Annotated in this window: 23 protein-coding genes and 2 tRNA genes; 18 read left to right on the top strand and 7 right to left on the bottom strand. The window is 62.8% G+C overall.

Annotated features, from left to right (window positions below):
- Positions 1-103: 103 nt before the first annotated feature.
- Positions 104-179: transfer RNA gene (locus ACFELO_RS04930), tRNA-Asn, on the bottom strand.
- Positions 180-498: 319 nt separating this feature from the next.
- Here ACFELO_RS04930 and ACFELO_RS04935 point away from each other — a divergent pair.
- Entirely contained in the window at positions 499-855 is a 357-nt protein-coding gene (locus ACFELO_RS04935) for an Mpo1-like protein (RefSeq protein WP_440959458.1), read from the top strand.
- Positions 856-902: 47 nt separating this feature from the next.
- On the opposite strand, the gene ACFELO_RS04940 is transcribed toward ACFELO_RS04935, so the two are convergent.
- Positions 903-976, bottom strand: a tRNA-Cys gene (locus tag ACFELO_RS04940).
- 191 nt (positions 977-1,167) lie between these two features.
- Between ACFELO_RS04940 and ACFELO_RS04945 the strand changes: the two genes are divergently transcribed.
- From ACFELO_RS04945 to ACFELO_RS04960, 4 genes are all read left to right on the top strand, one after another.
- Positions 1,168-1,824 (top strand): protein-L-isoaspartate O-methyltransferase family protein, encoded by a 657-nt coding sequence (locus ACFELO_RS04945; RefSeq protein ID WP_440959459.1) that lies wholly within the window; start codon positions 1,168-1,170, stop codon positions 1,822-1,824.
- 128 nt (positions 1,825-1,952) lie between these two features.
- Positions 1,953-3,302 (top strand): TolC family outer membrane protein, encoded by a 1,350-nt coding sequence (locus ACFELO_RS04950; protein ID WP_440959460.1) that lies wholly within the window; start codon positions 1,953-1,955, stop codon positions 3,300-3,302.
- Positions 3,303-3,397: 95 nt separating this feature from the next.
- Complete coding sequence (locus tag ACFELO_RS04955; RefSeq protein WP_440959461.1) at positions 3,398-3,997, top strand: DUF2497 domain-containing protein; 600 nt, start codon at positions 3,398-3,400, stop codon at positions 3,995-3,997.
- 93 nt (positions 3,998-4,090) lie between these two features.
- A complete protein-coding gene (locus ACFELO_RS04960; protein WP_440959462.1) occupies positions 4,091-5,068 on the top strand; it encodes a DUF3137 domain-containing protein in 978 nt (325 codons plus the stop codon).
- On the opposite strand, the gene ACFELO_RS04965 is transcribed toward ACFELO_RS04960, so the two are convergent.
- Entirely contained in the window at positions 5,052-5,456 is a 405-nt protein-coding gene (locus ACFELO_RS04965; protein ID WP_440959463.1) for a VOC family protein, read from the bottom strand. The two genes, ACFELO_RS04960 and ACFELO_RS04965, sit on opposite strands and share 17 nt — an antisense overlap.
- Positions 5,453-6,244, bottom strand: coding sequence for an exodeoxyribonuclease III (gene xth, locus ACFELO_RS04970; RefSeq protein WP_440959464.1), 792 nt, complete (start codon positions 6,242-6,244; stop codon positions 5,453-5,455). Before xth ends, ACFELO_RS04965 begins: the two co-directional genes overlap by 4 nt.
- Positions 6,245-6,288: 44 nt before the next feature.
- Here xth and ACFELO_RS04975 point away from each other — a divergent pair, with 44 nt between their 5' ends.
- Entirely contained in the window at positions 6,289-6,678 is a 390-nt protein-coding gene (locus ACFELO_RS04975; protein WP_440959465.1) for a hypothetical protein, read from the top strand.
- On the opposite strand, the gene ACFELO_RS04980 is transcribed toward ACFELO_RS04975, so the two are convergent.
- On the bottom strand, positions 6,675-7,352 hold the full coding sequence (locus ACFELO_RS04980; protein WP_440959466.1) for a nitroreductase: 678 nt from the start codon (positions 7,350-7,352) through the stop codon (positions 6,675-6,677). The two genes, ACFELO_RS04975 and ACFELO_RS04980, sit on opposite strands and share 4 nt — an antisense overlap.
- Before the next feature lie 60 nt (positions 7,353-7,412).
- Positions 7,413-7,754: an iron-sulfur cluster insertion protein ErpA gene (gene erpA / locus ACFELO_RS04985; RefSeq protein WP_440959467.1), complete on the bottom strand. Its 342-nt coding sequence runs from the start codon at positions 7,752-7,754 to the stop codon at positions 7,413-7,415.
- Between the two features lie 98 nt (positions 7,755-7,852).
- Here erpA and ACFELO_RS04990 point away from each other — a divergent pair, with 98 nt between their 5' ends.
- The 8 genes from ACFELO_RS04990 to tatC all read left to right on the top strand — a co-directional run bounded on the left by ACFELO_RS04990 (position 7,853) and on the right by tatC (position 14,222).
- Positions 7,853-9,028: a deoxyguanosinetriphosphate triphosphohydrolase gene (locus ACFELO_RS04990; protein WP_440959468.1), complete on the top strand. Its 1,176-nt coding sequence runs from the start codon at positions 7,853-7,855 to the stop codon at positions 9,026-9,028.
- Positions 9,029-9,148: 120 nt separating this feature from the next.
- The gene (locus ACFELO_RS04995) at positions 9,149-9,982 is read left to right on the top strand and encodes an SPOR domain-containing protein (RefSeq protein ID WP_440959469.1); all 834 of its coding nucleotides are present in this window, start codon (positions 9,149-9,151) and stop codon (positions 9,980-9,982) included.
- On the top strand, positions 9,979-11,007 hold the full coding sequence (gene nagZ, locus ACFELO_RS05000; protein ID WP_440959470.1) for a beta-N-acetylhexosaminidase: 1,029 nt from the start codon (positions 9,979-9,981) through the stop codon (positions 11,005-11,007). The genes ACFELO_RS04995 and nagZ overlap by 4 nt, the downstream gene beginning before the upstream one ends.
- A complete protein-coding gene (locus ACFELO_RS05005; protein WP_440959471.1) occupies positions 11,004-11,852 on the top strand; it encodes a segregation and condensation protein A in 849 nt (282 codons plus the stop codon). Before nagZ ends, ACFELO_RS05005 begins: the two co-directional genes overlap by 4 nt.
- On the top strand, positions 11,845-12,609 hold the full coding sequence (scpB, locus tag ACFELO_RS05010) for an SMC-Scp complex subunit ScpB (protein ID WP_440959472.1): 765 nt from the start codon (positions 11,845-11,847) through the stop codon (positions 12,607-12,609). The genes ACFELO_RS05005 and scpB overlap by 8 nt, the downstream gene beginning before the upstream one ends.
- 144 nt (positions 12,610-12,753) lie before the next feature.
- Entirely contained in the window at positions 12,754-12,996 is a 243-nt protein-coding gene (locus ACFELO_RS05015; RefSeq protein ID WP_440959473.1) for a Sec-independent protein translocase TatA, read from the top strand.
- A 3-nt stretch (positions 12,997-12,999) separates the two neighbouring features.
- The gene (gene tatB / locus ACFELO_RS05020) at positions 13,000-13,419 is read left to right on the top strand and encodes a Sec-independent protein translocase protein TatB (protein WP_440959474.1); all 420 of its coding nucleotides are present in this window, start codon (positions 13,000-13,002) and stop codon (positions 13,417-13,419) included.
- Positions 13,419-14,222: a twin-arginine translocase subunit TatC gene (gene tatC, locus ACFELO_RS05025; protein ID WP_440959475.1), complete on the top strand. Its 804-nt coding sequence runs from the start codon at positions 13,419-13,421 to the stop codon at positions 14,220-14,222. Before tatB ends, tatC begins: the two co-directional genes overlap by 1 nt.
- 18 nt (positions 14,223-14,240) lie before the next feature.
- On the opposite strand, the gene ACFELO_RS05030 is transcribed toward tatC, so the two are convergent.
- Positions 14,241-15,137: a hypothetical protein gene (locus ACFELO_RS05030; RefSeq protein ID WP_440959476.1), complete on the bottom strand. Its 897-nt coding sequence runs from the start codon at positions 15,135-15,137 to the stop codon at positions 14,241-14,243.
- A 176-nt stretch (positions 15,138-15,313) separates the two neighbouring features.
- On the opposite strand from ACFELO_RS05030, the gene serS reads away from it, so the two are divergent.
- From serS to ACFELO_RS05050, 4 genes are all read left to right on the top strand, one after another.
- On the top strand, positions 15,314-16,588 hold the full coding sequence (gene serS, locus ACFELO_RS05035) for a serine--tRNA ligase (RefSeq protein ID WP_440959477.1): 1,275 nt from the start codon (positions 15,314-15,316) through the stop codon (positions 16,586-16,588).
- Positions 16,585-17,370, top strand: a complete 786-nt coding sequence (gene surE, locus ACFELO_RS05040) for a 5'/3'-nucleotidase SurE (protein WP_440959478.1) — start codon at positions 16,585-16,587, stop codon at positions 17,368-17,370. Before serS ends, surE begins: the two co-directional genes overlap by 4 nt.
- Complete coding sequence (locus ACFELO_RS05045) at positions 17,367-18,014, top strand: protein-L-isoaspartate(D-aspartate) O-methyltransferase (protein ID WP_440959479.1); 648 nt, start codon at positions 17,367-17,369, stop codon at positions 18,012-18,014. The genes surE and ACFELO_RS05045 overlap by 4 nt, the downstream gene beginning before the upstream one ends.
- Before the next feature lie 104 nt (positions 18,015-18,118).
- Entirely contained in the window at positions 18,119-18,529 is a 411-nt protein-coding gene (locus ACFELO_RS05050) for a hypothetical protein (RefSeq protein ID WP_440959480.1), read from the top strand.
- Positions 18,530-18,595: the final 66 nt, after the last annotated feature.

The raw sequence follows: 18,595 nt of genomic DNA on the forward strand, positions 1-18,595 counted from the left end.
GCGCGATGGCGGGGGAGAGGTAATCCCAAATGCGAGCAGCCCCGCCTTGATGATCAAGGCGGGGCTGGCTGCTCACACTTCAGTGAAAGGTCATCGCCGCTGATGGCTCCTCGGGACGGGCTCGAACCGCCGACCCAGCGATTAACAGTCGCTTGCTCTACCAACTGAGCTACCGAGGAACACTCATCAGCGATGAGGTGGTGTGTATATCCATGGCGCCTGAGACGATCAAGCGGCTGTGTGCAGCCCGATGCAGTTTCGTTTCAGTTCGCCGTGGAGCAGGCAAAAAAATCGGGAGCCCGGAAGCTCCCGAAAAGGCATTGGGTGGATGGTGGGGTGTCTTCGAAGGAAGACGAGTAAACAAATACTGAGTCGGGAGTTAACAACGGCCTAACGTTAATGGAAATTCTCCACATTTTCCCACAGGGCCGATCTGCTCGCAGAACGTCTGTCAGTGTGCTACTTTGCCTTTAAAACAAAGCAGACGGGGAGGTCGTCATGGCCGAGCGCAGCGCCAGTTATCAAGAGTTCTGGCCCTTTTACCTTCGTGAACACGCCGAGGCGGGTACGCGATACATGCACTATGCAGGCACGCTTATCGGTACCGCGATTCTTCTCGCGGCGCTCATCACGCAAACCTGGTGGGCGATTCTGTTGTGGCCGCTGACGGGGTACGGTTTCGCCTGGGTCAGTCACGCCTTTATCGAACGTAACAAGCCGGCGACCTTCATTCACCCGTTCTGGTCCTTCATCAGCGATTACCGGATGACGGCGCTGGCCTTCACGGGACGGCTCAAGCCGGAACTGGTGAAGGCGGGCGTGCTGGAACACCCGCACGCGCAGGCTGCGGAATAGTCCGCAACCTTTGAATAACCCCCGAGGGGGGAATGTATGGGAAAGGGTGGAGGCGCCACCCGGAATCGAACCGGGGTACACGGATTTGCAATCCGCTGCGTCACCACTCCGCCATAGCGCCGTCCTGTGGTGGGACGGCATCTATACAAAAGCGCGAGGGCGCCCGCAACGCGCTTTGAGCGGGCTTTGACAGCTTGCGCTGTACAATAATGCAGTGGCCTGGCGCCGCAGGGGCGTGACTTGGCCTTGCAGGTCTGAAACGGGGCGCGATATAAGCGGCCCGCAGATTCAACAAGGGGACGCCGTCGCGCCATGTCCGAATTCGACACTGCCCGCCTCGCCATGGTCAACAGCCAGATTCGTCCGAACGATGTGACTGATCATCGTATCCAGGACGCGATGGCGGACATTCCGCGTGAGCGCTTCCTGCCCAAGTCGCAGTCGGCGAAAGCCTATGCTGATATCGAAGCCCGGGTCGCCGAAGGTCGCTTCATGCTGACCCCGCGCGATCTGGCCAAGCTGATCCAGGCCGCTGACATCCGCCGGACGGACGTGGTCCTCGATGTGGCGTGCGGCCGGGGATACTCCACCGCTGTCCTGTCGCGCATGGCCGAGACCGTCGTGGGGCTCGAGCAGAAAGATCTCGGGCTGGCGGAGAAAGCAACCGACGCGCTGAACGCCATTGAAGCGGACAATGCTGTGGTGGTTGAGGGCGATCTGGCCAAGGGCGTGCCGGGGCAGGGCCCGTTCAATGTGATCATCGTCAATGGTTCCGTCGCCGAGCCGGCTCAGGCCTGGCTGGACCAGCTGGCGGTCGGCGGTCGTCTGGCTGTCATCGTGCGCGACGGATCGGTGGGTCAGGCGCGTATCTATACCAAAGCGCAGAACTCTGTGGGTGACCGGAATGTGTTCGACACGACCGCGCCCTATCTGCCGGGTTTCGAGCCGGAAGCAAAATTCGCCTTCTGACGCGGTACGTTACAGAACCGTATGGCGAGGGTGACATTTTGCACCGTACACCGCACGCCGCGCGCCGTATAAGAAGGCGTGTCGGGATTGCGCGTTTTTGCGCAAGGGATGGTCAAGAGGGACGCCCCATGAAACGTTTTCTGTGCGCCGCCGCACTGTCGGTTCTGTCAGCAGGTCTAGCGCCCTTGGGACTGGCGCAGGCGCAATCGCTGACCGAAACGCTCGTCGCCGCTTATGAATCCAACCCCCGGCTGGGCGCCCAGCGGGCCAGCCTGCGCCAGTCCGAGGAAGGCTACTTCCAGGCGCGCGCCGGACTGCTCCCCAGCCTGTCAGCATCCGGTTCTGTCGGCGAGACGGTGGAAACCTGGGGCGGCGCTCAGGAAAGCGATAGCTCCAGCTATGGCCTGACGCTGAACCAGTCCCTGTATCGCGGCGGCCGCACGCGCGGCAATATCGACGCCTCCCTGGCACGGATCGAAGCGGCGCGCCAGCAACTGCGCTCCACGGAACAATCGGTGCTTCTGGATGCGGTCAGCGCCCATATGAATGTGGTGCGCGATCAGCAGGTCGTCGCCATCCGCAGCAATAACGTCGAGGTTCTGGCCGAACAGCTTCGCGCGGCGCGCGATCGTTTCGAAGTGGGTGAGATCACTCGTACGGACGTCGCCCAGGCCGAGGCGCGCCTGTCGGGCGCTCGCGCCCAGCTGTCGGCGGCCCAGGCCGCGCTGGCGGCGTCTCGCGCCGGTTATGCCGCCGTGACCGGTGTCGAGCCGGTCGAGCCCGTCAATACGGGCCCGGCTGAACAGGCGCCGGAAGAGTTTGCAGATGCGGCCGAAGTCGCGATCAACAGCAATCCCGATCTGTTGGCGGCCCAGTATTCCGAACAGGCGGCCGAGTATGCCGTCCGCGTCGCGCGCGGCGCCCAGCTGCCCGAAGTCGGTTTGCGGGCTTCCGTCTCTGAAGGTCGGGAAAGCGATTTCTCGGGGCAGGGGCGCGGCAGTGCGTCCATCACCGCGAACGTGACCATGCCGATTTTCACCGGCGGTCTGAACCAGTCCAGTGTACGCCAGGCGCGTGCGGCGGCCGATCAGGCCCGCCTGTCCGGCCTGACGATCCGCCGGCAGGTGATCGAGGGCGCGACGAACGCTTGGAACAATTATCTGGCGGCGCTGGCCGTGATCGAATCGAGCCGTGAGGCGGTTCGCGCCAACGAAATCGCCTTTGAAGGCGTCGAGCAGGAAGCGCTGGTGGGTCTGCGCACAACGCTGGACGTGCTTAACGCTGAACAGGAATTGCTTAATTCCCGTCTGGAGCTTGTGCGCGCCGAACGGGATCTCACCGTGGCCAGCTATGCCTTGCTTCAGGCGATGGGCCAGCTCGACGCCCAGAGCCTCGGCCTGCCGGTCGATGCAGAGGACGTTCGGTCGCGTTTTGAGCAATCGCGTGGCACTAACTTCGACTTAACGCCCTGGAATTAGACCTTGGAAATCAAGGATGGGCGCTGGACAGCTAAGGCTTGCCGCGCCTAACCTGTGTGCCGCCGTTTACCCCTCGACGGACGAAGGACGTCTCTATGGCTCAGGATACCGACCAAGAACCGACGATGGAGGAAATTCTCGCCTCCATCCGCCGTATCATTAACGAAGACGAAGAAGAGCCGAAGGCTGAAGAGGCCGAAGCCGAGGTCGAGGAGCCCGCTCCCGAGCCCGAACCCGAGTTCGAGGCGGAGCCGGAACCCGAGCCCGAGCCTGAAGTCGAGTTCGACGCTGAACCCGAGCCCGAGCCGGAACCTGAAATGGACATGGACGATGCGCTGGAACTGACCGAGCGCGTCGAAGATGAAGATGAGCCCATGGATGTGGCCGATGATCTGATGATCATGGACCGCGAGCCTGAGCCCGAACCCGAGCCGGAACCTGTCTTTGAAGCCGAGCCTGAAGACGAACCGGAAGACGCTCTGATCGACGCGGCCCCGGCTTCCGCCGCTGCTGGCATGTTCGCAGCGCTGTCTGAAAACCTGCGGGTCTCTTCCCAGCAGGGCCAGACGCTTGAAGGCATTGTGCGCGAACTGATGCGTCCGATGCTCAAGCAGTGGCTGGACGAGAACCTGCCTTCCATCGTGGAAGAGAAGGTCCAGGCCGAGATCGAACGGATTGCGCGCCGCGGCCGCTGATCGGCCCTGCGTGACTTCTGATATACAGACGGGCGCCGTATCGCGGCGCCCGTTTTGTTTTGCCCTTGAAGACTGATGACGACGAGCTGACCCATGCGTGACCTGACCCAGGCGATTGCAGAATTGACCCCCTGGCTGGAGGGGCTGGAGAGCGAACGCAAATCCGCAGTGGCGCAAAGCTATAAAGGCCTGGCGCTGGGCGCTGCCGGCGCTGCGGCCTGGGTACTGGTTTGCTATGCGGCGTCCTGGCCCGTGCCTGTCATGTTTGTGGGCGGCGTGGTCATCTTCATCGGGCTTATGGCCTGGGGCAGTCATCGCCTCAACAAGCTGCGCAAAACCGTAAAGGCCGGGCTTAATGACCGCTTCGCCGAGGCGTTCGGCATGCGCTATCGCGCGGAAGTTCATAATCCGATCCGCTTTGATGCGTTCCGAGAGCATGATCTGGTGCCGACCTCGGACCGCAAAAGCTTTGAAGACCTGTTTTCCGGCGAGGTTCATGGCGCCGATTTCGACCTCTATGAAGCCCATCTTGAACAGCGCCGCCGCACCAAGAACCGCACCTATTACGTCACGGTGTTCCGCGGTGTCCTGATCCGCATCAACTTTCCCCGCACGGTGGAGGGCGTCACGCTGGTCAAGCGGGATGCGGGCATGTTCAACGCACTGGAAGGCTGGGCGAAGAAGACGTTCAGCGGCAAGAAACTCGAGCGGGTCGGGCTCGTGGATCCAACCTTCGAGAAGGCGTTCGAGGTTTATGGCACCGATCAGGTGATGGCGCGCTATCTGTTGACGCCGTCCTTCATGGAGCGGCTCCTGAAGCTTGAAAGCGTGCTCAAGGGCAAGAATGTCCGATGCGTCTTTGACGAGAATTTGGGCGAGGGCGCAGGCCGCGGCGAGCTGCTGATTGTGGCCGAGACCGGCAACAAGTTTGAAGCCGGCTCCATGTTCAAGCCGCTGACCGATCAGTCACGCATCGCAACGCTGCACGGCGAATTCTCGATGATCGACGATATCATTCATACGGTTCTGGAGCCCGCCAGCGAAGGCGGCGGCGTCAGCCCGCAGGCTTAGGCTCCAGCAAGTCCCAGCGATTGCCGTAAAGATCGCGGAACACCGCGACCTTGCCGTAGGGTTCGTACCGCGTGTCTTCCTCAAAACGCACGCCCTCGCGCTCCATCTGCGCGCGTTTGGTCTCGAACTCGGTCGTGTGCAGGAAGAAGCCGACCCGATCGCCGGCGCAGGCGCCGATGGCCGCGACTTGTTGCACGCCTTTGGCCTTGGCCAGCAGAAGCGTCACGCCGCCGTCGCCAGCGCCGATCTCGACCCAGCGTTTGCTTTCACCCAGATCCTGATCGCTGATCAGAGTGAAGCCGAGCGCGCGCGTGAACCAGTCAATGGCCTCATCATAATCCGCCACGAGATAGGTGATGGCGGCGAGGGTTTGGGAAGGCTGGCTCACAGGTCGAACACGCCCACGAACGGCACGTGGTCAGACGCTTTTTCCTTGCCGCGCACATCTTTGGCGATTTCGACCGATTTCAGACGGTCCGCCGCTTGCGGGCTGAGCAGGAGATGGTCAATACGAATGCCGTTATTCTTCTGCCAGGCGCCTGCCTGATAATCCCAGAAGGTGTACTGGTGCGCCCGGCCATCGGCTTGCAGGAAGGCTTCTGAATAGCCTAGCCACAGAATCTCGGCGAATGCGTCCCGGCTTTCAGGACGGATCAGCGCATCGCCCTCCCAGGCGGCGGCGTCATGCACATCGCTGTCGCGGGGTATGAGGTTGTAGTCGCCTGCAAGGATCACTGGCTCTTCAAACGCCAGCAGCGAACGGGCATGCGCCTTCAGGCGCTTCATCCAGTTGAGCTTGTACTCGTATTTGGGGCCGGGCGCGGGATTGCCATTGGGCAGGTAGATCGAGGCGACGCGGACCGGGCCGCTGTCAGCGCTGATCACCGCTTCAATGTATCGGGCCTGCTCGTCTTCCGCGTCGCCGGGCAGGGCGCGCTGGCTGATCTCCTCGATGGGCCGCTTTGAGAGCAGGGCGACGCCGTTATAGGTCTTCTGCCCCACCGTCTCGACATTATAGCCCAGCTCTTCGATCTCCAGCCGGGGGAAGCCTTCATCCACCGTCTTGATCTCCTGAAGGCAGACCACATCCGGGCTTGCCTCCCTGAGCCAGTCGAGGACGTTGGGCAGACGCGCCTTGATCGAGTTGACGTTCCACGAAGCGACGGACAAGGTCATGGGGATGCTCCCGATCATTGGGGCCCGAAAACGGGGGAAACTGCATGCGCGATATGGCGGACGAACCCGCGCCGAAAACCTACACGGTTTTGACCGTGATTCTGATGGGGCTTGCGACGCTGCTCGCAGTCGTCATCGGCTTTGTGAGTTTTGGCCTCTATCTGCCCAACCTCATGACCTTCTCCCAGGTGCTCAGCCAGGATCATGTGGACAAGGCCGCGCTCGCCGCCTTCCTGTTCCTGTCCGCAGGCCCCGTCATGGCGGCGGCGGGGCTGATCTTGGGATGGATCAGCTTTGTGTTCTTCAAGGCGCCTAGGACAGGCGTACGGCTGGTCTTTTTCGTGCCTGTGATCTGGGTGGTCGCCGTGCTGGCCTATTTTGCTGTGATCACCAGCGCGTGCGACGGTAGTTTCACCTGCGGCGTGTCGCTCTAGAAGCCCTCAAACCGCGCAATCTCGTCCACCGGCGCGCGCTTGGAGCGCAGCGTGTTCACGGGCGCGTCCGGATCGGCATAGCCAACCGCCATGCCGCAATAGACCTGATCGGGGCTCTCGACGCCCAGCGCCTGCCCGACAGTCTTGCAATGCGGCGTCCAGGCTTCCTGAAAACAGGTGGCGAGGCCGCGTTCTTCCGCCACGAGGGCGAGGCTCATCATGAACATGCCCAGATGCGCCCATTGATTGGGGTTCATCCGCTCATCAATCAGGAAGAACAATCCCACTGGCGCGCCGAAGAACTGATAGTTCTGCATCAGCCAGTTCAGGCGCCCCGCCTTGTCCTCGCGCGGCACGCCCATCAGCGCGTACATGTCCTCGCCCAGCTCGTAGCGACGTGAGCGATAGGGCTCCCAGAGCTTTTCTGGATAGACCGGGAAGGCGGCCTCGTCGTCGAACGGGTTCTCGGCGAGCTTCTTTGAGACCGAGTCTATCACCCGCTGACGCGCATCGCCTGTCACCGCGACGACCTTCCAGGGCTGAAGATTGCCGCCGGACGCAGCAAAGCGGGCGTCGTCGATCACGGCGCGCAGCTCGGCTTCAGGCACCGGCTTGTCGAGAAAGGCGCGTGTGGAAATGCGCGTGTGCAGCGCGTCTTTGACCGATTGGCTCATGATCTCTCCCCTGGATTTGTTTTTCCGAAAGGGAGCGCGAAACCAGGGCGGCTGTAAAGATCAGATCGAGAAACTCGTGCCGCAGCCACACGCTGCAGTGGCGTTGGGGTTTTTGATCTGGAAGCTGGCGCCGATCAGCTCGTCCACATAGTCGATGACCGAGCCGGAGAGGAACTCCACGCTCATCGGGTCGATCAGCACGGTCGCGCCATCGCGTTCGATACGCAGATCATCCTCGCGCGCCTCGTCGGTCAGATCATACTTGTAGGAAAAGCCCGAACAGCCCCCGCCCTCGACCGAGAGACGCAGATAGCGCGAGCCCTGCGCCTTCACGATCTGATTGATCTGCGCGGCGGCGGAGGGGGACAACGAAATGTCTGCAGTATCGATAGTGGTGCTCATGAGCGTTTGACTTTCCACGTCTGGCGTTTCGGCCTCGCATCAGTATATGGACGTTCCTGACGCCTGAAAAAAGACCTCAACAGACACAGGAGCTGGAGATGGCCCAGATGCGCGCCCCTTATGCCTGCGATCCGGCGAAAAGCCGCGGCCGGCATCATCCCCAGCCTGAAAGCGCCATGCGCAGCGCCTTCCAGCGTGACCGCGACCGGATCATCCATTCGAGCGCCTTTCGCCGTCTGAAGGAAAAGACCCAGGTTTTCGTGGCCCATGAAGGCGACGCCTATCGCACGCGCCTGACCCATTCTCTGGAAGTCTCCCAGATTGCGCGGACGCTGGCGCGGGCGCTGCAGGTGGATGAGGATCTGGCGGAAGCCAGCGCGCTCGCCCACGATCTCGGCCACCCGCCCTTCGGGCATTCGGGCGAGGACGCCTTGTCTGAATCCATGGTCGATTTCGGCGGCTTTGATCACAACGCCCAGACCCTGCGCGTGGTCACCAAGCTGGAGACCCGCTATCCCGAGTTTGAAGGCCTGAACCTTGCCTGGGAAACGCTTGAGGGCGTGGTCAAACATAATGGCCCGCTGATGAAGGCGGGCGATGACCCGAAGGTTTTGCCCTGGGGCTTCCGCGCCTATCCGGGCTGGCAGGCGCTGGAGCTTCACACCCATGCGGGCATCGAGGGTCAGATCGCGGCCTTGTCCGATGATATCGCCTACAACAATCACGACATTGATGATGGCTTGCGCTCGGGCATTCTGAAGATCGAGCAGCTCATGGACCTGCCGTTGGTCGGGGATGTCTTCCGCCGTTGCCGGACGCGCTATCCGGATATTTCCGAGAACATCCTGATCCATGAAGCCGTGCGCGAAATGATCGGCCTTATGGTGGCGGACGTTCTGGACGAGACGCGCCAACGCCTGAAAGAGAGCGGAGCGGACAGCCCTGAGGCGGTGCGCGCACTGGATCGTCCCATGGTGTCCTTCTCGGACGGGATGACCGAAAGCCTCGCTGCCGTGCGGCGCTTCCTCTATGCGAACATGTATCTGCATTACAAGGTCAAGCGCATGAAGGAAAAGGGCAAAATGGTGGTTCGGGACCTGTTCTCGGCCTTCCTGTCCGACCCCATGCTGCTGCCGACCGGGCTGCAACGCGAAGCCGGCGGAGCCGGGGAGGAGGCCACGGCGCGCGTGGTGTGCGACTACATCGCCGGCATGACGGATCGGTACGCCATCGAGGAGCACCGCAAGCTGTTCCATGTGGAAGGCTGGGGCTGAGCCGAGCCCGGCTGTGGAAAATCATTTCAGGCAGGGCGACTCACGCTCATCGCTCTTGCTATGGTCTGGCCTGCCATAGATCGCCGAATCACGGCGACGCTCTCCGGTGTGGGACGTGACATGACCGACGACGACACCCGTTACGGGGCCTATGCCCCGCCGCCTGACGAATACGACACTTATGACGCGCGTGAAGAGGAACAGGACCGCCGCGGCTGGCTGTTCCTGGGCGCATCCGCGGTTGTCTTCGTGCTGTTCGTAGCGGTCGTTTACAACACCTTCCAGCTGGGCGTGCGCGAACGCGGCGAGAACCCGGTAATCACCGCCGACGCCGAACCCTATCGCGTGGCGCCGGAAGATCCGGGCGGTTATGAAGCGCCGGATCAGGATCTCTCCGCCTATGAGCTGCGCGAAAGCGGCGAGGGCGAGGCCGAGCTTGAAACCCCGCCGGCGCGGACCGTTTCCGAAGAGCCGGTGGTTCAGCAACCGGCGCCGCAAGACGATCAGCTGCCCGCGCTGCAGGTGGAAACCGCCAGCGCGGATGCCCTGGATGACCGCACGCCCGCGACGCCTGAACCTGCAGCGGTCGAGCCGGAACCGGAACCCGAGCCGGTGCGTACAGAGCCTGCGCGTCCCGATCCTGCGCCGACGCAGCCTGCGCCCGCGCAGACCCGGCCTCAAACCCAGCCGACCCGCCAGGTCGAGGGCGCCTATGTGGCCCAGATTGGCGCTTTCCGCTCGGTTGAAGATGCGGAAGCGGGCTGGGTGGCGTTCACCAGCCGTTTCTCGGATCTCGCCATGGGCCATGCGCCCGATATCCAGCGCGCAGACCTTGGTGATCGCGGCGTGTTCCATCGCTTGCGGGTCGCCGCCTTCGCCACGCGTGAAGACGCAGCGAACTTCTGTGCGTCCCTGGATGCGCGGGGGCAAGCCTGTCTGGTGGCGCGCCGATGAGCGTGAGTGCTGCGCTTTACGGGCTGGAGGGGGAGACCCTGACGCCGGACGAGAAGGCCTTTTTCCGGGATGCCGATCCCTGGGGCTTCATCCTGTTTGCGCGCAATGTGGATACGCCCAAGCAGGTGCGTCGTCTGACGGGCGCTTTGCGAGAGGCCGTGGGCCGGGAAGCGCCGGTCTTCATCGATCAGGAAGGCGGCCGGGTGCAACGCCTGCGTCCGCCCCATTGGCGCGCTGCGCCGCCGGCGCGCATCTTCGGCCAACTCTATGATCGCGAGCCGGAGCTGGCGCTGGAAGCGGTGAAACTGAACCACCAGCTTCTGGGTCATGAACTGATTGATCTCGGCATCGATGTCGACTTCGCCCCCTGTGCGGACCTGTCAGTGCCCGGCGCCCATGACGTGATCGGCGATCGCGCCTTCCACACCGAGCCTCAGCCCATTGCGCAGATGAGCACGGCGGCGCTTGAAGGACTGCTCGATCAGGGCGTTCTGGGCGTCATCAAGCATTTGCCCGGCCATGGCCGGGCGGCTGCGGACAGCCATCTCGAGCTGCCGGTCGTCACCACCGACGCCGAGACGCTCTACACGCGCGATTTTGAAGCCTTCAAGGGCATCAAGGGCGCTCTGATGGCGATGACCGCCCATGTGGTCTACGCCGCCATCGACAGCGAACACACCGCCACCCAGTCACGCGATGTCATTGATGGCGTGATCCGGGGCGAGATCGGCTTTGACGGCCTTCTTATGACCGATGATCTGTCCATGCAGGCGCTGGAAGGCTCTTTGCGCCATCGCGGCGAGCGGGCGCTGGCGGCGGGGTGCGAGCTCCTCATGCATTGTAATGGCAAGATGGATGAGATGGTTGAGGTCGCCCATGCCGCGCCTGACCTGTCTGGCAGGGCGCGAGAGCGTGCGGGCGTGGCGCTGGATGCGCGGCATAGCCCGAATGTGTTTGATCCCGTTGATGCGATTGAGCGTCTCAGGGTGCTGTTTGAAGATGGGGGCGTGCCGCTGACGTCATGACCGACCTGTTTGACGGTTTCGAGGAGGATGATGATTTCTCCGCCGCCAAGGAGGCCGGCGCGACCGAAGCGCTGATTCTGGATATCGGGGGCTGGGAAGGCCCGCTGCACCTGCTTCTGGCGCTGGCGCGCAAGAACAAGGTGGATCTCGCCGTCATTTCGATGGTCGAGCTGGCGGACCAGTATCTTGTCTTTATCGACAAGGCCCGCACCCACCGGCTCGACATCGCGGCGGAATATCTCGTGATGGCGGCCTGGCTGACCTATCTCAAATCGCGCCTGTTGCTGCCCAAGCCGCGTCCGGATGATGACGAGCCCGAGCCCGAGGTGATGGCGGCCGCGCTGGCTTTCCGTTTGAGCCGTCTTGAGGCGATGCGGGCGGCGGGGGATGCGCTGTTTGCACGGGCGCTCAAGGGACGGGACGTCTTTACGCGGGGCGCCCCTGAAGGCGTGCGCTCGATCCGGACGCCGCTTTATGAAGCCGAGCTCTACGATCTTCTCAAGGCCTATGCCTTGCGGCGCGAGCGCCAGTCCTTTGCAACCTATCAGCCCAAATCGCCCAATGTTTACAGCCTGGAACATGCCCGCAAGCGCCTGACCGGCGTGGCCCGGACGTTGTCCGGCTGGGCGCGGCTTGATGAGCTTCTGCCGGATGAGGACGAGCTGGGGTATGACGCGCCGAGCCAGGATTCGGTGCTGGCCTCCTCGCTTCTGGCCGCGCTTGAGATCACCAAGCATGGCGAGGTGCGCCTGCGTCAGGATGAGACCTATGCGCCGATCTGGATGCGCCGCGTTGCTGAAGCGGCCGGCCTGACAGAAGCCGGGGAGGGCGCCGATCATGGCTGAACGTGACGACGACCCGATCAGTGAAGCGATCAAGGCGTTGCGTGAGCAGGCGCAGGCGACACCGGCAGGCGATGACGGGCCTCCGGGCGTCCGGCTGGCCATCGATAATGACACGGCCCTCCTGCGTATCGTCGAGGCCTTGCTCTTTGCCGCCTCAGAACCGCTGGATCTGGATACCCTGCGGGCGCGCCTGCCCGAGGACACCGATGTGCGCGGGCTGATCAATGCGCTGCAGTCGAAATACGCCGAGGCGGGCGTGAACCTTGTCGAAGTGGGCGGGCGCTGGCGCTTTCAGACGGCGGATGATCTAAGCTGGCTGTTGCGCACCGAGCGCGAGGAGCCGCGCAAGCTGTCCCAGGCGGCGCTCGAGACGCTGGCCATCATCGCCTATCACCAGCCGGTGACGCGGGCGGAGATCGAGGAGATTCGCGGCGTCGCCGTCTCCAAGGGCACGCTCGACCAGCTTCTGGAGATGAAGTGGATCCGCCTGCGCGGGCGTCGCCGCACGCCCGGGCGTCCGGTGACCTATGGCGTGACCGATGCCTTCATGGACTATTTCGGCCTCGCCAATCTGTCTGATCTTCCCGGCGTGTCGGACCTGAAGGCGGCGGGCCTGTTGTCGAGTCGCTTGCCGCCCGACTTCTCCATTCCGGCGCCGGGGCAGATCATCCCGGACGCGGATGAGGATTTGTTCAGCGAGGATGAAGCCGCCCAGTTCCATATGGACTTCCTGGAAGGGGAAGACCCGGACGCCTGAGGCTGTGTCACTGAAATGTCGAAGCACAGCTGACCGGCTTATTGGACCCGCGCGCGGATATCCTCTAGTGAAGTGAGACCTAAGCGCCCCCGCGCGGCTTGCCGCGCGCAGCGCATCGGACACCGTTTGCAAGGAGAGCGTCTCATGGGTGCGCATTGGACGGGTATTCTGATCGTCGTCGTGCTGCTCGTGCTGCTGTTTGGCGGCCGCGGCAAGATTTCCGGGCTGATGGGCGATCTGGCCAAGGGCGTGACGGAGTTCCGCAAGGGGCTGCGTGATACGGGCGATGACGAGAAGTCCACGACCTCTCAATCCACCGCCGCGCTGAACGATGGCGCGTCCGAGGATGCGCGCCCCGCCCGCGAGGACGAGCGCACCGGAGGCTAGGCCATGAACCCGGCCTTTGGTTTTCAGGAGCTGATCGTCATCGTCATTCTGGCGCTGGTGGTGGTGGGGCCCAAGGACCTGCCATTGATGGTGCGCCGGGTGGGCAAGATGATCGGTCAGATCCGCGCCACCGCGCGTGAATTCCAGCGCAGTTTTGACGAGCTGGGCCGGGAGGCCGAGCTTGCTGAATTGCGCAAGGAAATCAGTTCTCTGAAGTCCAACAACCCGATCAAGGAAATGGAGCGCGATTTCCTGGAGGCGGACCGGGACATGCAACGCGATATGGAAGAGCGTCCGCATCCGCGTATCGCCAAACCCATGTCGGATCCCGATCCGCAAGGAACGGATATGCTGATGCCCGATCCGGAAGCGCCGGCCGCCAAGGCGCCCGCCGGTGAAACCGGCAAGCCCGGAGAGGGCTGATGTCCACCCCTGAACTTGAGCATGATGACGAGGTGGAAGCCTCGCGCGCGCCGCTGATGGCGCATCTGGAAGAACTGCGCGACCGCCTGATCTGGGCGCTGGGCGCCGTCGTTATCGGCTTTGCGGTCTGCTTCTTCTTTGCCGAGTGGATCTACAATGTGCTGCTGGTGCCGTTCGAGGACGCCGCCCGTCAGGTGCGCGGCGACGCGCTGGACCTGCAGCTGATCTTCACCGCGCCGCTCGAATTTTTCTTCGTCAAGCTCAAGCTGGCCTTGTTCGGCGCTATCGTGCTGGCCTTCCCGATGCTGGCCTATCAGGTGTGGGCCTTTGTGCGGCCCGGGCTCTACAAGAATGAGCGTCTGGCCTTTGCACCCTTCCTGCTGGCGTCACCCGTGCTGTTCGCGGCGGGCATGGCGTTTGTGTATTACGTGATCCTGCCCTTCGTGATGAGCTTTGCGCTGGGGCAGGAACAGATCGGCCAGGACGGTCGCGCCAGCATCCAGCTGCTCACGCGCGTTTCTGAATACCTCAACCTTGTCACCACGCTCGCGCTGGCTTTCGGGGTGAGCTTCCAGCTCCCCGTGCTGCTCTCGCTGCTGGGCAAGGCGGGGATCATCACTTCGGGTGATCTGATCCGGTTCTGGAAGTTCGCGCTGGTGGGCATCGCCGCCTTTGCCGCCTTCGTGACGCCGCCCGATCCCATCAGCCAGCTCTTCCTGGGCGCGGCCATGTTCGGGCTGTATGCGCTATCGATCCTGGCGGTGAAGCTGGTGGAGCGCAAACCCGAAGAGGATGAGGGCTAGGCCTTTGGTGACGCCAAATTATTTGGCGTTATTCGAAACCGGGCTCGCCTCGTCATAGACTTCACACAGCATCAGATAGGCCGCGCGGTCATCACGGGCTGCGCTTTGCAGTCTGGCGTCACACCGCACGCCGAACTCATCGCCGCGACCAACCGAGCAGACATTGGTGGGCGTTGAGATGGCGAGGCCGTTCGTCTCTGCGCATTGCCCATAAAGCCGGGTCTCCGCCTCCGCCTTCAGGGCATCAGACGCCACCGTATAGACATTGACCGGCATAGCGTCCGGGCAGTCCGGGCCGGCGCCGCAGCTGAAATACTGATCGACCTCGAGCCAGCCCTGGAAATAGGCCCGGTTCGGGACGCCGCCATTGCAAAATTCAGGGCGGATATCACACAGGCTGATGGTCGTGGTCAGCCGGGTCGTCGCCTCACGCCGCTCTTCCGGGCTCCGGGCGAATTCGGGCGGCAGGGTCTGCATGCTGACCAATTGCTCAACCAGCGTTGCGGTCGGCGGAATCGATCTCAGCGCCTCGACGCTGCGGGTGCAATTGCCCAGACGTTCCAGAACCGCTGGCAGATGGCTGGTGTCATAAGACGCTTCTTCTTCGGCGATGCGGCTCAGGCTGGTCTGGCTCAGATTCAGATTGTCCAGCGTGCGGACGCCGTCCATTTCCGACAGAAAATGACGCCAGTGTCGCTCGACGTGCAGCGGGGTCAGGTCTTGAGAGATTTCCAGCCAGCTCTCCTGATTGGGGTAGAGCCAGGATCCGACCGAGGTCCAGGTGACGTAGCACTCATACTGATCGAAATGACGCACGCCATTCATGGCGTCCTCACGCCCGCGTTCATACGCTGCGATAAGATCCGGATGCATCTGCGCTGTGAAAAGGGCCGCCGCCGCGATGAAAGTGTGCATGGGTCCCGCCTGCTCTGAACTTGCCTGTCAGGACAGGCTAGCTTCTGGTCTGGATGTTTCAAGGTGAGGCGGGACCTGAAGCGTTCACGCCGAGCTGAACATCTGGCTGTGGACGTGAACGGCGCGTGCGCGTATCACGCGGGTTCCTTTCACACGTTCGACCTTCGAGTTCTGACATGCACGATATCCGCCTGATCCGCGACGAGCCGGCCGCATTCGACGCCGCCATGGCCCAGCGCGGCCTGGAGCCGCAAGCCCAGCGCCTGATTGATCTGGATGCGCGCCGCCGCGAGGCGACCACGCGTCTGCAGGAAGTGGAGACCGAGCGGAACTCAAAATCCAAGGAAATCGGCAAGGCGAAAGCCCAGGGCGATGAAGACCGCTTCAACACCCTGCGCGCCGAGGTCGAGAGCCTGAAATCGGAAATGGAGCGCCTGACCGAAGAAGCGCGAACCGCCGAGGAAGTGCTCAACCAGCATCTGGCGGCTCTGCCGAACCGTCCCGCCGAGGATGTGCCTGAAGGCGCTGACGAGACCGATAATGAGGAAGTTCGGGGCTGGGGCGAGCCGCGCCAGTTCGACTTTGACGTCGCTGATCACGTCACCGTGGGCGAGCGTCTGGGGCTGGATTTCGAACGCGCAGCGGCTCTGTCGGGCGCGCGCTTCGCTGTGCTGCAAGGACCGCTGGCGCGTCTTGAACGCGCACTGGGCCAGTTCATGCTGGACCTGCAGACCACCGAGCACGGCTATCGTGAAACGTCCGTGCCCTACATGGTGCGCGATGAAGCGCTGTTCGGCACGGGTCAGCTTCCCAAATTTGCTGAAGACCTGTTCCGCACCACCGATGATCGCTGGCTGATCCCGACCGCCGAAGTGCCGCTGACCAATCTGGTGCGCGATTCGATCCATGCCGAGGACAGCTTCCCGATCCGCATGACGGCGCTGACGCCGTGCTTCCGGTCTGAAGCGGGCTCGGCAGGGCGCGATACGCGCGGCCTGATCCGCATGCACCAGTTCCTGAAGGTCGAGCTTGTCTCGATCACCACGCCCGAGCAGTCCGAAGAGGAGCTCGAGCGCATGACCCAGTGCGCCGAGGAAGTGCTGCGCCGTCTGGAGCTGCCCTATCGCGTCATGAAGCTGTGCACGGGCGATATGGGTTTCTCGGCCCGCCGCACCTATGACATCGAAGTCTGGATGCCGAGCCAGGACACCTATCGCGAGATCAGCTCGTGTTCGACTTGCGGCGATTTCCAGGCGCGCCGCATGAATGCGCGCTATCGCAAGGAGGGCGAGAAGAAGCCGGACTTCCTGCACACGCTGAACGGTTCGGGTCTGGCGGTGGGCCGCGCGCTCGTCGCGATCCTTGAGAACCACCAGCAGGCGGACGGTTCGGTCTACATCCCCGAAGCGCTGCGTCCGTATATGGGCGGGATCGAGGCGATCCAGCCGTGAGCCAGCCGCGCATCCTTCTCGTCAATGATGACGGCATTCATGCGCCGGGCCTGAAAGTGCTTGAGGAGATCGCGCGCACCCTGTCAGACGATGTCTGGACAGTGGCGCCGGCGGAAGAGCAATCGGGCATGGGCCGGGCTTTGACGCTGAATGCGCCTCTGCGCGTACAGCAGTACGACGACAAGCGGTTTTCTGTCTCCGGCACGCCGACCGATTGCGTGCACATGGCCATGGACATCCTGATGAAGGATGCGCGTCCGGACCTGCTGCTGTCGGGCGTGAACTCGGGCCAGAACATCGCCGAAGACGTCACCATGTCCGGCACGGTCGCCGCCGCCATGCATGGCGTGCAGATGGGCGTGCAATCGATCGCGCTGTCTCAGGCCTATGGCTTTGAGGGACGCGCCAAGATCCGCTGGGAAACTTCCCGCGAACATGGTCCGCGCGTGCTCAAGGCGCTGCTCGATGCGCCCTGGAGCCAGAACACGCTTCTGAATGTGAACTTCCCCGACCGGGCGCCCGATCAGGTGGCGGGCGTGGAAGTGACCGCTCAGGGCCAGCGCGATCAGGTGGTGCTGCACGCGGATGCGCGCACCGATCTGCGCGGTCGGGACTATTACTGGCTGGGCTTTAACGGCAAGCTGTCCGACCCGGCGGCGGGTACGGATTTGCGTGCGGTCTATGACGGCCGCATCTCCATTACCCCGCTGCATCTCGATCTGACCAACTACGAAGCCCGGACCCGTCTGAAGACTGCGCTGGGAGAAACGCTCGACCGATGACCGGCATGCCCGACACCCGCATGATCCAGCTTGTTATGGCGCTGCGGCGGGCGGGCGTCTCGGACAAGTCCGTGCTGATGGCGATCGAGCGCACGCCGCGCGAGCTGTTCGTGCCGCAGGGCTTTGCGGATCAGGCGTTCGAGAACCGGCCGCTGCCGATCGATTGCGGTCAGACCATCTCCCAGCCCTTCGTGGTGGCGGCGATGACCGAGGCGCTCAAACTCAATGACCGCTGCAAGGTGCTCGAGATCGGCACCGGTTCGGGGTATCAGGCCGCCGTCCTCGCGCGCCTGTCGCGCCGGGTCTATACAGTTGAGCGCTACCGCACACTGGCTAAGGAAGCTGAAGCGCGGTTCCACCAATTGCGTCTGTCCAACATTGTTCCGCGCATTGGCGATGGCTCTGTGGGCTGGCCCGAACAGGCGCCGTTTGACCGCATCATTGTCACGGCGGCGGCGGCGACGCGCCCAGACGCCTTGCTCCAGCAGCTCAAGCCGGGCGGCATCTGTGTGGCGCCAGTGCAGAACGGTACGGTGCAGACCCTGATGCGCTATGACTGCTCGGACGAGGGCGAGATCAGCGAGACTGCGCTTTTTGACGTGCGTTTCGTGCCACTTGTCCCGGGCGAAGCCCGCGCGCTCTAGTGGTAATAATTATCGCTTTCAAAAAACCCGGGACTGCGTGTTAATCTCTCCCTCCGGGGGAAGAGACGGCGGGCTTTCGCTCGCCTGAGCACAAGGAGTTCGACATGAAATCCATGATCGCCATGACTGCGCTGGGCGCGTCGATGATGCTGGGCGGGGTTGCCCTGGCTCAGTCCGATGACAGCGCTCAATCTGTTTTCATTCCTGAAGGCTATGAGCTGACGGGTGAGAGCCGCACCTGCCTGTCCACGCGCGTCATCGATGATATCGATACCTCGCACGAGAACGCCTGGATCGTCACCATGACCAATCGTGACAAGTTCCTCACGCGTGTCAGCAATGGCTGTTCGGCTGCGACCAGCCCGTTCACCTATATCAGTTATCAGGTGTCCGGCTCCCAGCTGTGCCGGGGCGAGATCGTGCGCGTGATCGATCAGGGCACGCATTCGGCTGCCGGCAGCTGTGGCATTGGCGAGTTCGAAGAACTTGGCCGCCTGCCTGAAGACGCGAGCTAAAGTCAACACACGGTTAACGCTCATAAGTCATCCTGCCCTTTCGTTGGACACGATAGGGCAGGGTGC

Source organism: Oceanicaulis sp. LC35, assembly GCF_052055585.1.
Classification (GTDB): domain Bacteria; phylum Pseudomonadota; class Alphaproteobacteria; order Caulobacterales; family Maricaulaceae; genus Oceanicaulis.

Excerpts from the sequence above, each read along its gene's own strand:
- ACFELO_RS04950 (WP_440959460.1), top strand. The coding sequence starts at position 1,953 with ATGAAACGTTTTCTGTGCGCCGCCGCACTGTCGGTTCTGTCAGCAGGT.
- ACFELO_RS04945 (WP_440959459.1), top strand. The coding sequence starts at position 1,168 with ATGTCCGAATTCGACACTGCCCGCCTCGCCATGGTCAACAGCCAGATT.
- ACFELO_RS05050 (WP_440959480.1), top strand. The coding sequence starts at position 18,119 with ATGAAATCCATGATCGCCATGACTGCGCTGGGCGCGTCGATGATGCTG.
- nagZ (WP_440959470.1), top strand. The coding sequence starts at position 9,979 with ATGAGCGTGAGTGCTGCGCTTTACGGGCTGGAGGGGGAGACCCTGACG.
- tatC (WP_440959475.1), top strand. The coding sequence starts at position 13,419 with ATGTCCACCCCTGAACTTGAGCATGATGACGAGGTGGAAGCCTCGCGC.
- erpA (WP_440959467.1), bottom strand. The coding sequence starts at position 7,754 with ATGAGCACCACTATCGATACTGCAGACATTTCGTTGTCCCCCTCCGCC.
- ACFELO_RS04935 (WP_440959458.1), top strand. The coding sequence starts at position 499 with ATGGCCGAGCGCAGCGCCAGTTATCAAGAGTTCTGGCCCTTTTACCTT.
- ACFELO_RS05045 (WP_440959479.1), top strand. The coding sequence starts at position 17,367 with ATGACCGGCATGCCCGACACCCGCATGATCCAGCTTGTTATGGCGCTG.
- ACFELO_RS04955 (WP_440959461.1), top strand. The coding sequence starts at position 3,398 with ATGGCTCAGGATACCGACCAAGAACCGACGATGGAGGAAATTCTCGCC.
- xth (WP_440959464.1), bottom strand. The coding sequence starts at position 6,244 with ATGACCTTGTCCGTCGCTTCGTGGAACGTCAACTCGATCAAGGCGCGT.
- scpB (WP_440959472.1), top strand. The coding sequence starts at position 11,845 with ATGGCTGAACGTGACGACGACCCGATCAGTGAAGCGATCAAGGCGTTG.
- ACFELO_RS05015 (WP_440959473.1), top strand. The coding sequence starts at position 12,754 with ATGGGTGCGCATTGGACGGGTATTCTGATCGTCGTCGTGCTGCTCGTG.
- ACFELO_RS04990 (WP_440959468.1), top strand. The coding sequence starts at position 7,853 with ATGGCCCAGATGCGCGCCCCTTATGCCTGCGATCCGGCGAAAAGCCGC.
- ACFELO_RS04960 (WP_440959462.1), top strand. The coding sequence starts at position 4,091 with ATGCGTGACCTGACCCAGGCGATTGCAGAATTGACCCCCTGGCTGGAG.
- serS (WP_440959477.1), top strand. The coding sequence starts at position 15,314 with ATGCACGATATCCGCCTGATCCGCGACGAGCCGGCCGCATTCGACGCC.
- ACFELO_RS05005 (WP_440959471.1), top strand. The coding sequence starts at position 11,004 with ATGACCGACCTGTTTGACGGTTTCGAGGAGGATGATGATTTCTCCGCC.
- ACFELO_RS04995 (WP_440959469.1), top strand. The coding sequence starts at position 9,149 with ATGACCGACGACGACACCCGTTACGGGGCCTATGCCCCGCCGCCTGAC.
- tatB (WP_440959474.1), top strand. The coding sequence starts at position 13,000 with ATGAACCCGGCCTTTGGTTTTCAGGAGCTGATCGTCATCGTCATTCTG.
- ACFELO_RS05030 (WP_440959476.1), bottom strand. The coding sequence starts at position 15,137 with ATGCACACTTTCATCGCGGCGGCGGCCCTTTTCACAGCGCAGATGCAT.
- ACFELO_RS04975 (WP_440959465.1), top strand. The coding sequence starts at position 6,289 with ATGCGCGATATGGCGGACGAACCCGCGCCGAAAACCTACACGGTTTTG.
- ACFELO_RS04980 (WP_440959466.1), bottom strand. The coding sequence starts at position 7,352 with ATGAGCCAATCGGTCAAAGACGCGCTGCACACGCGCATTTCCACACGC.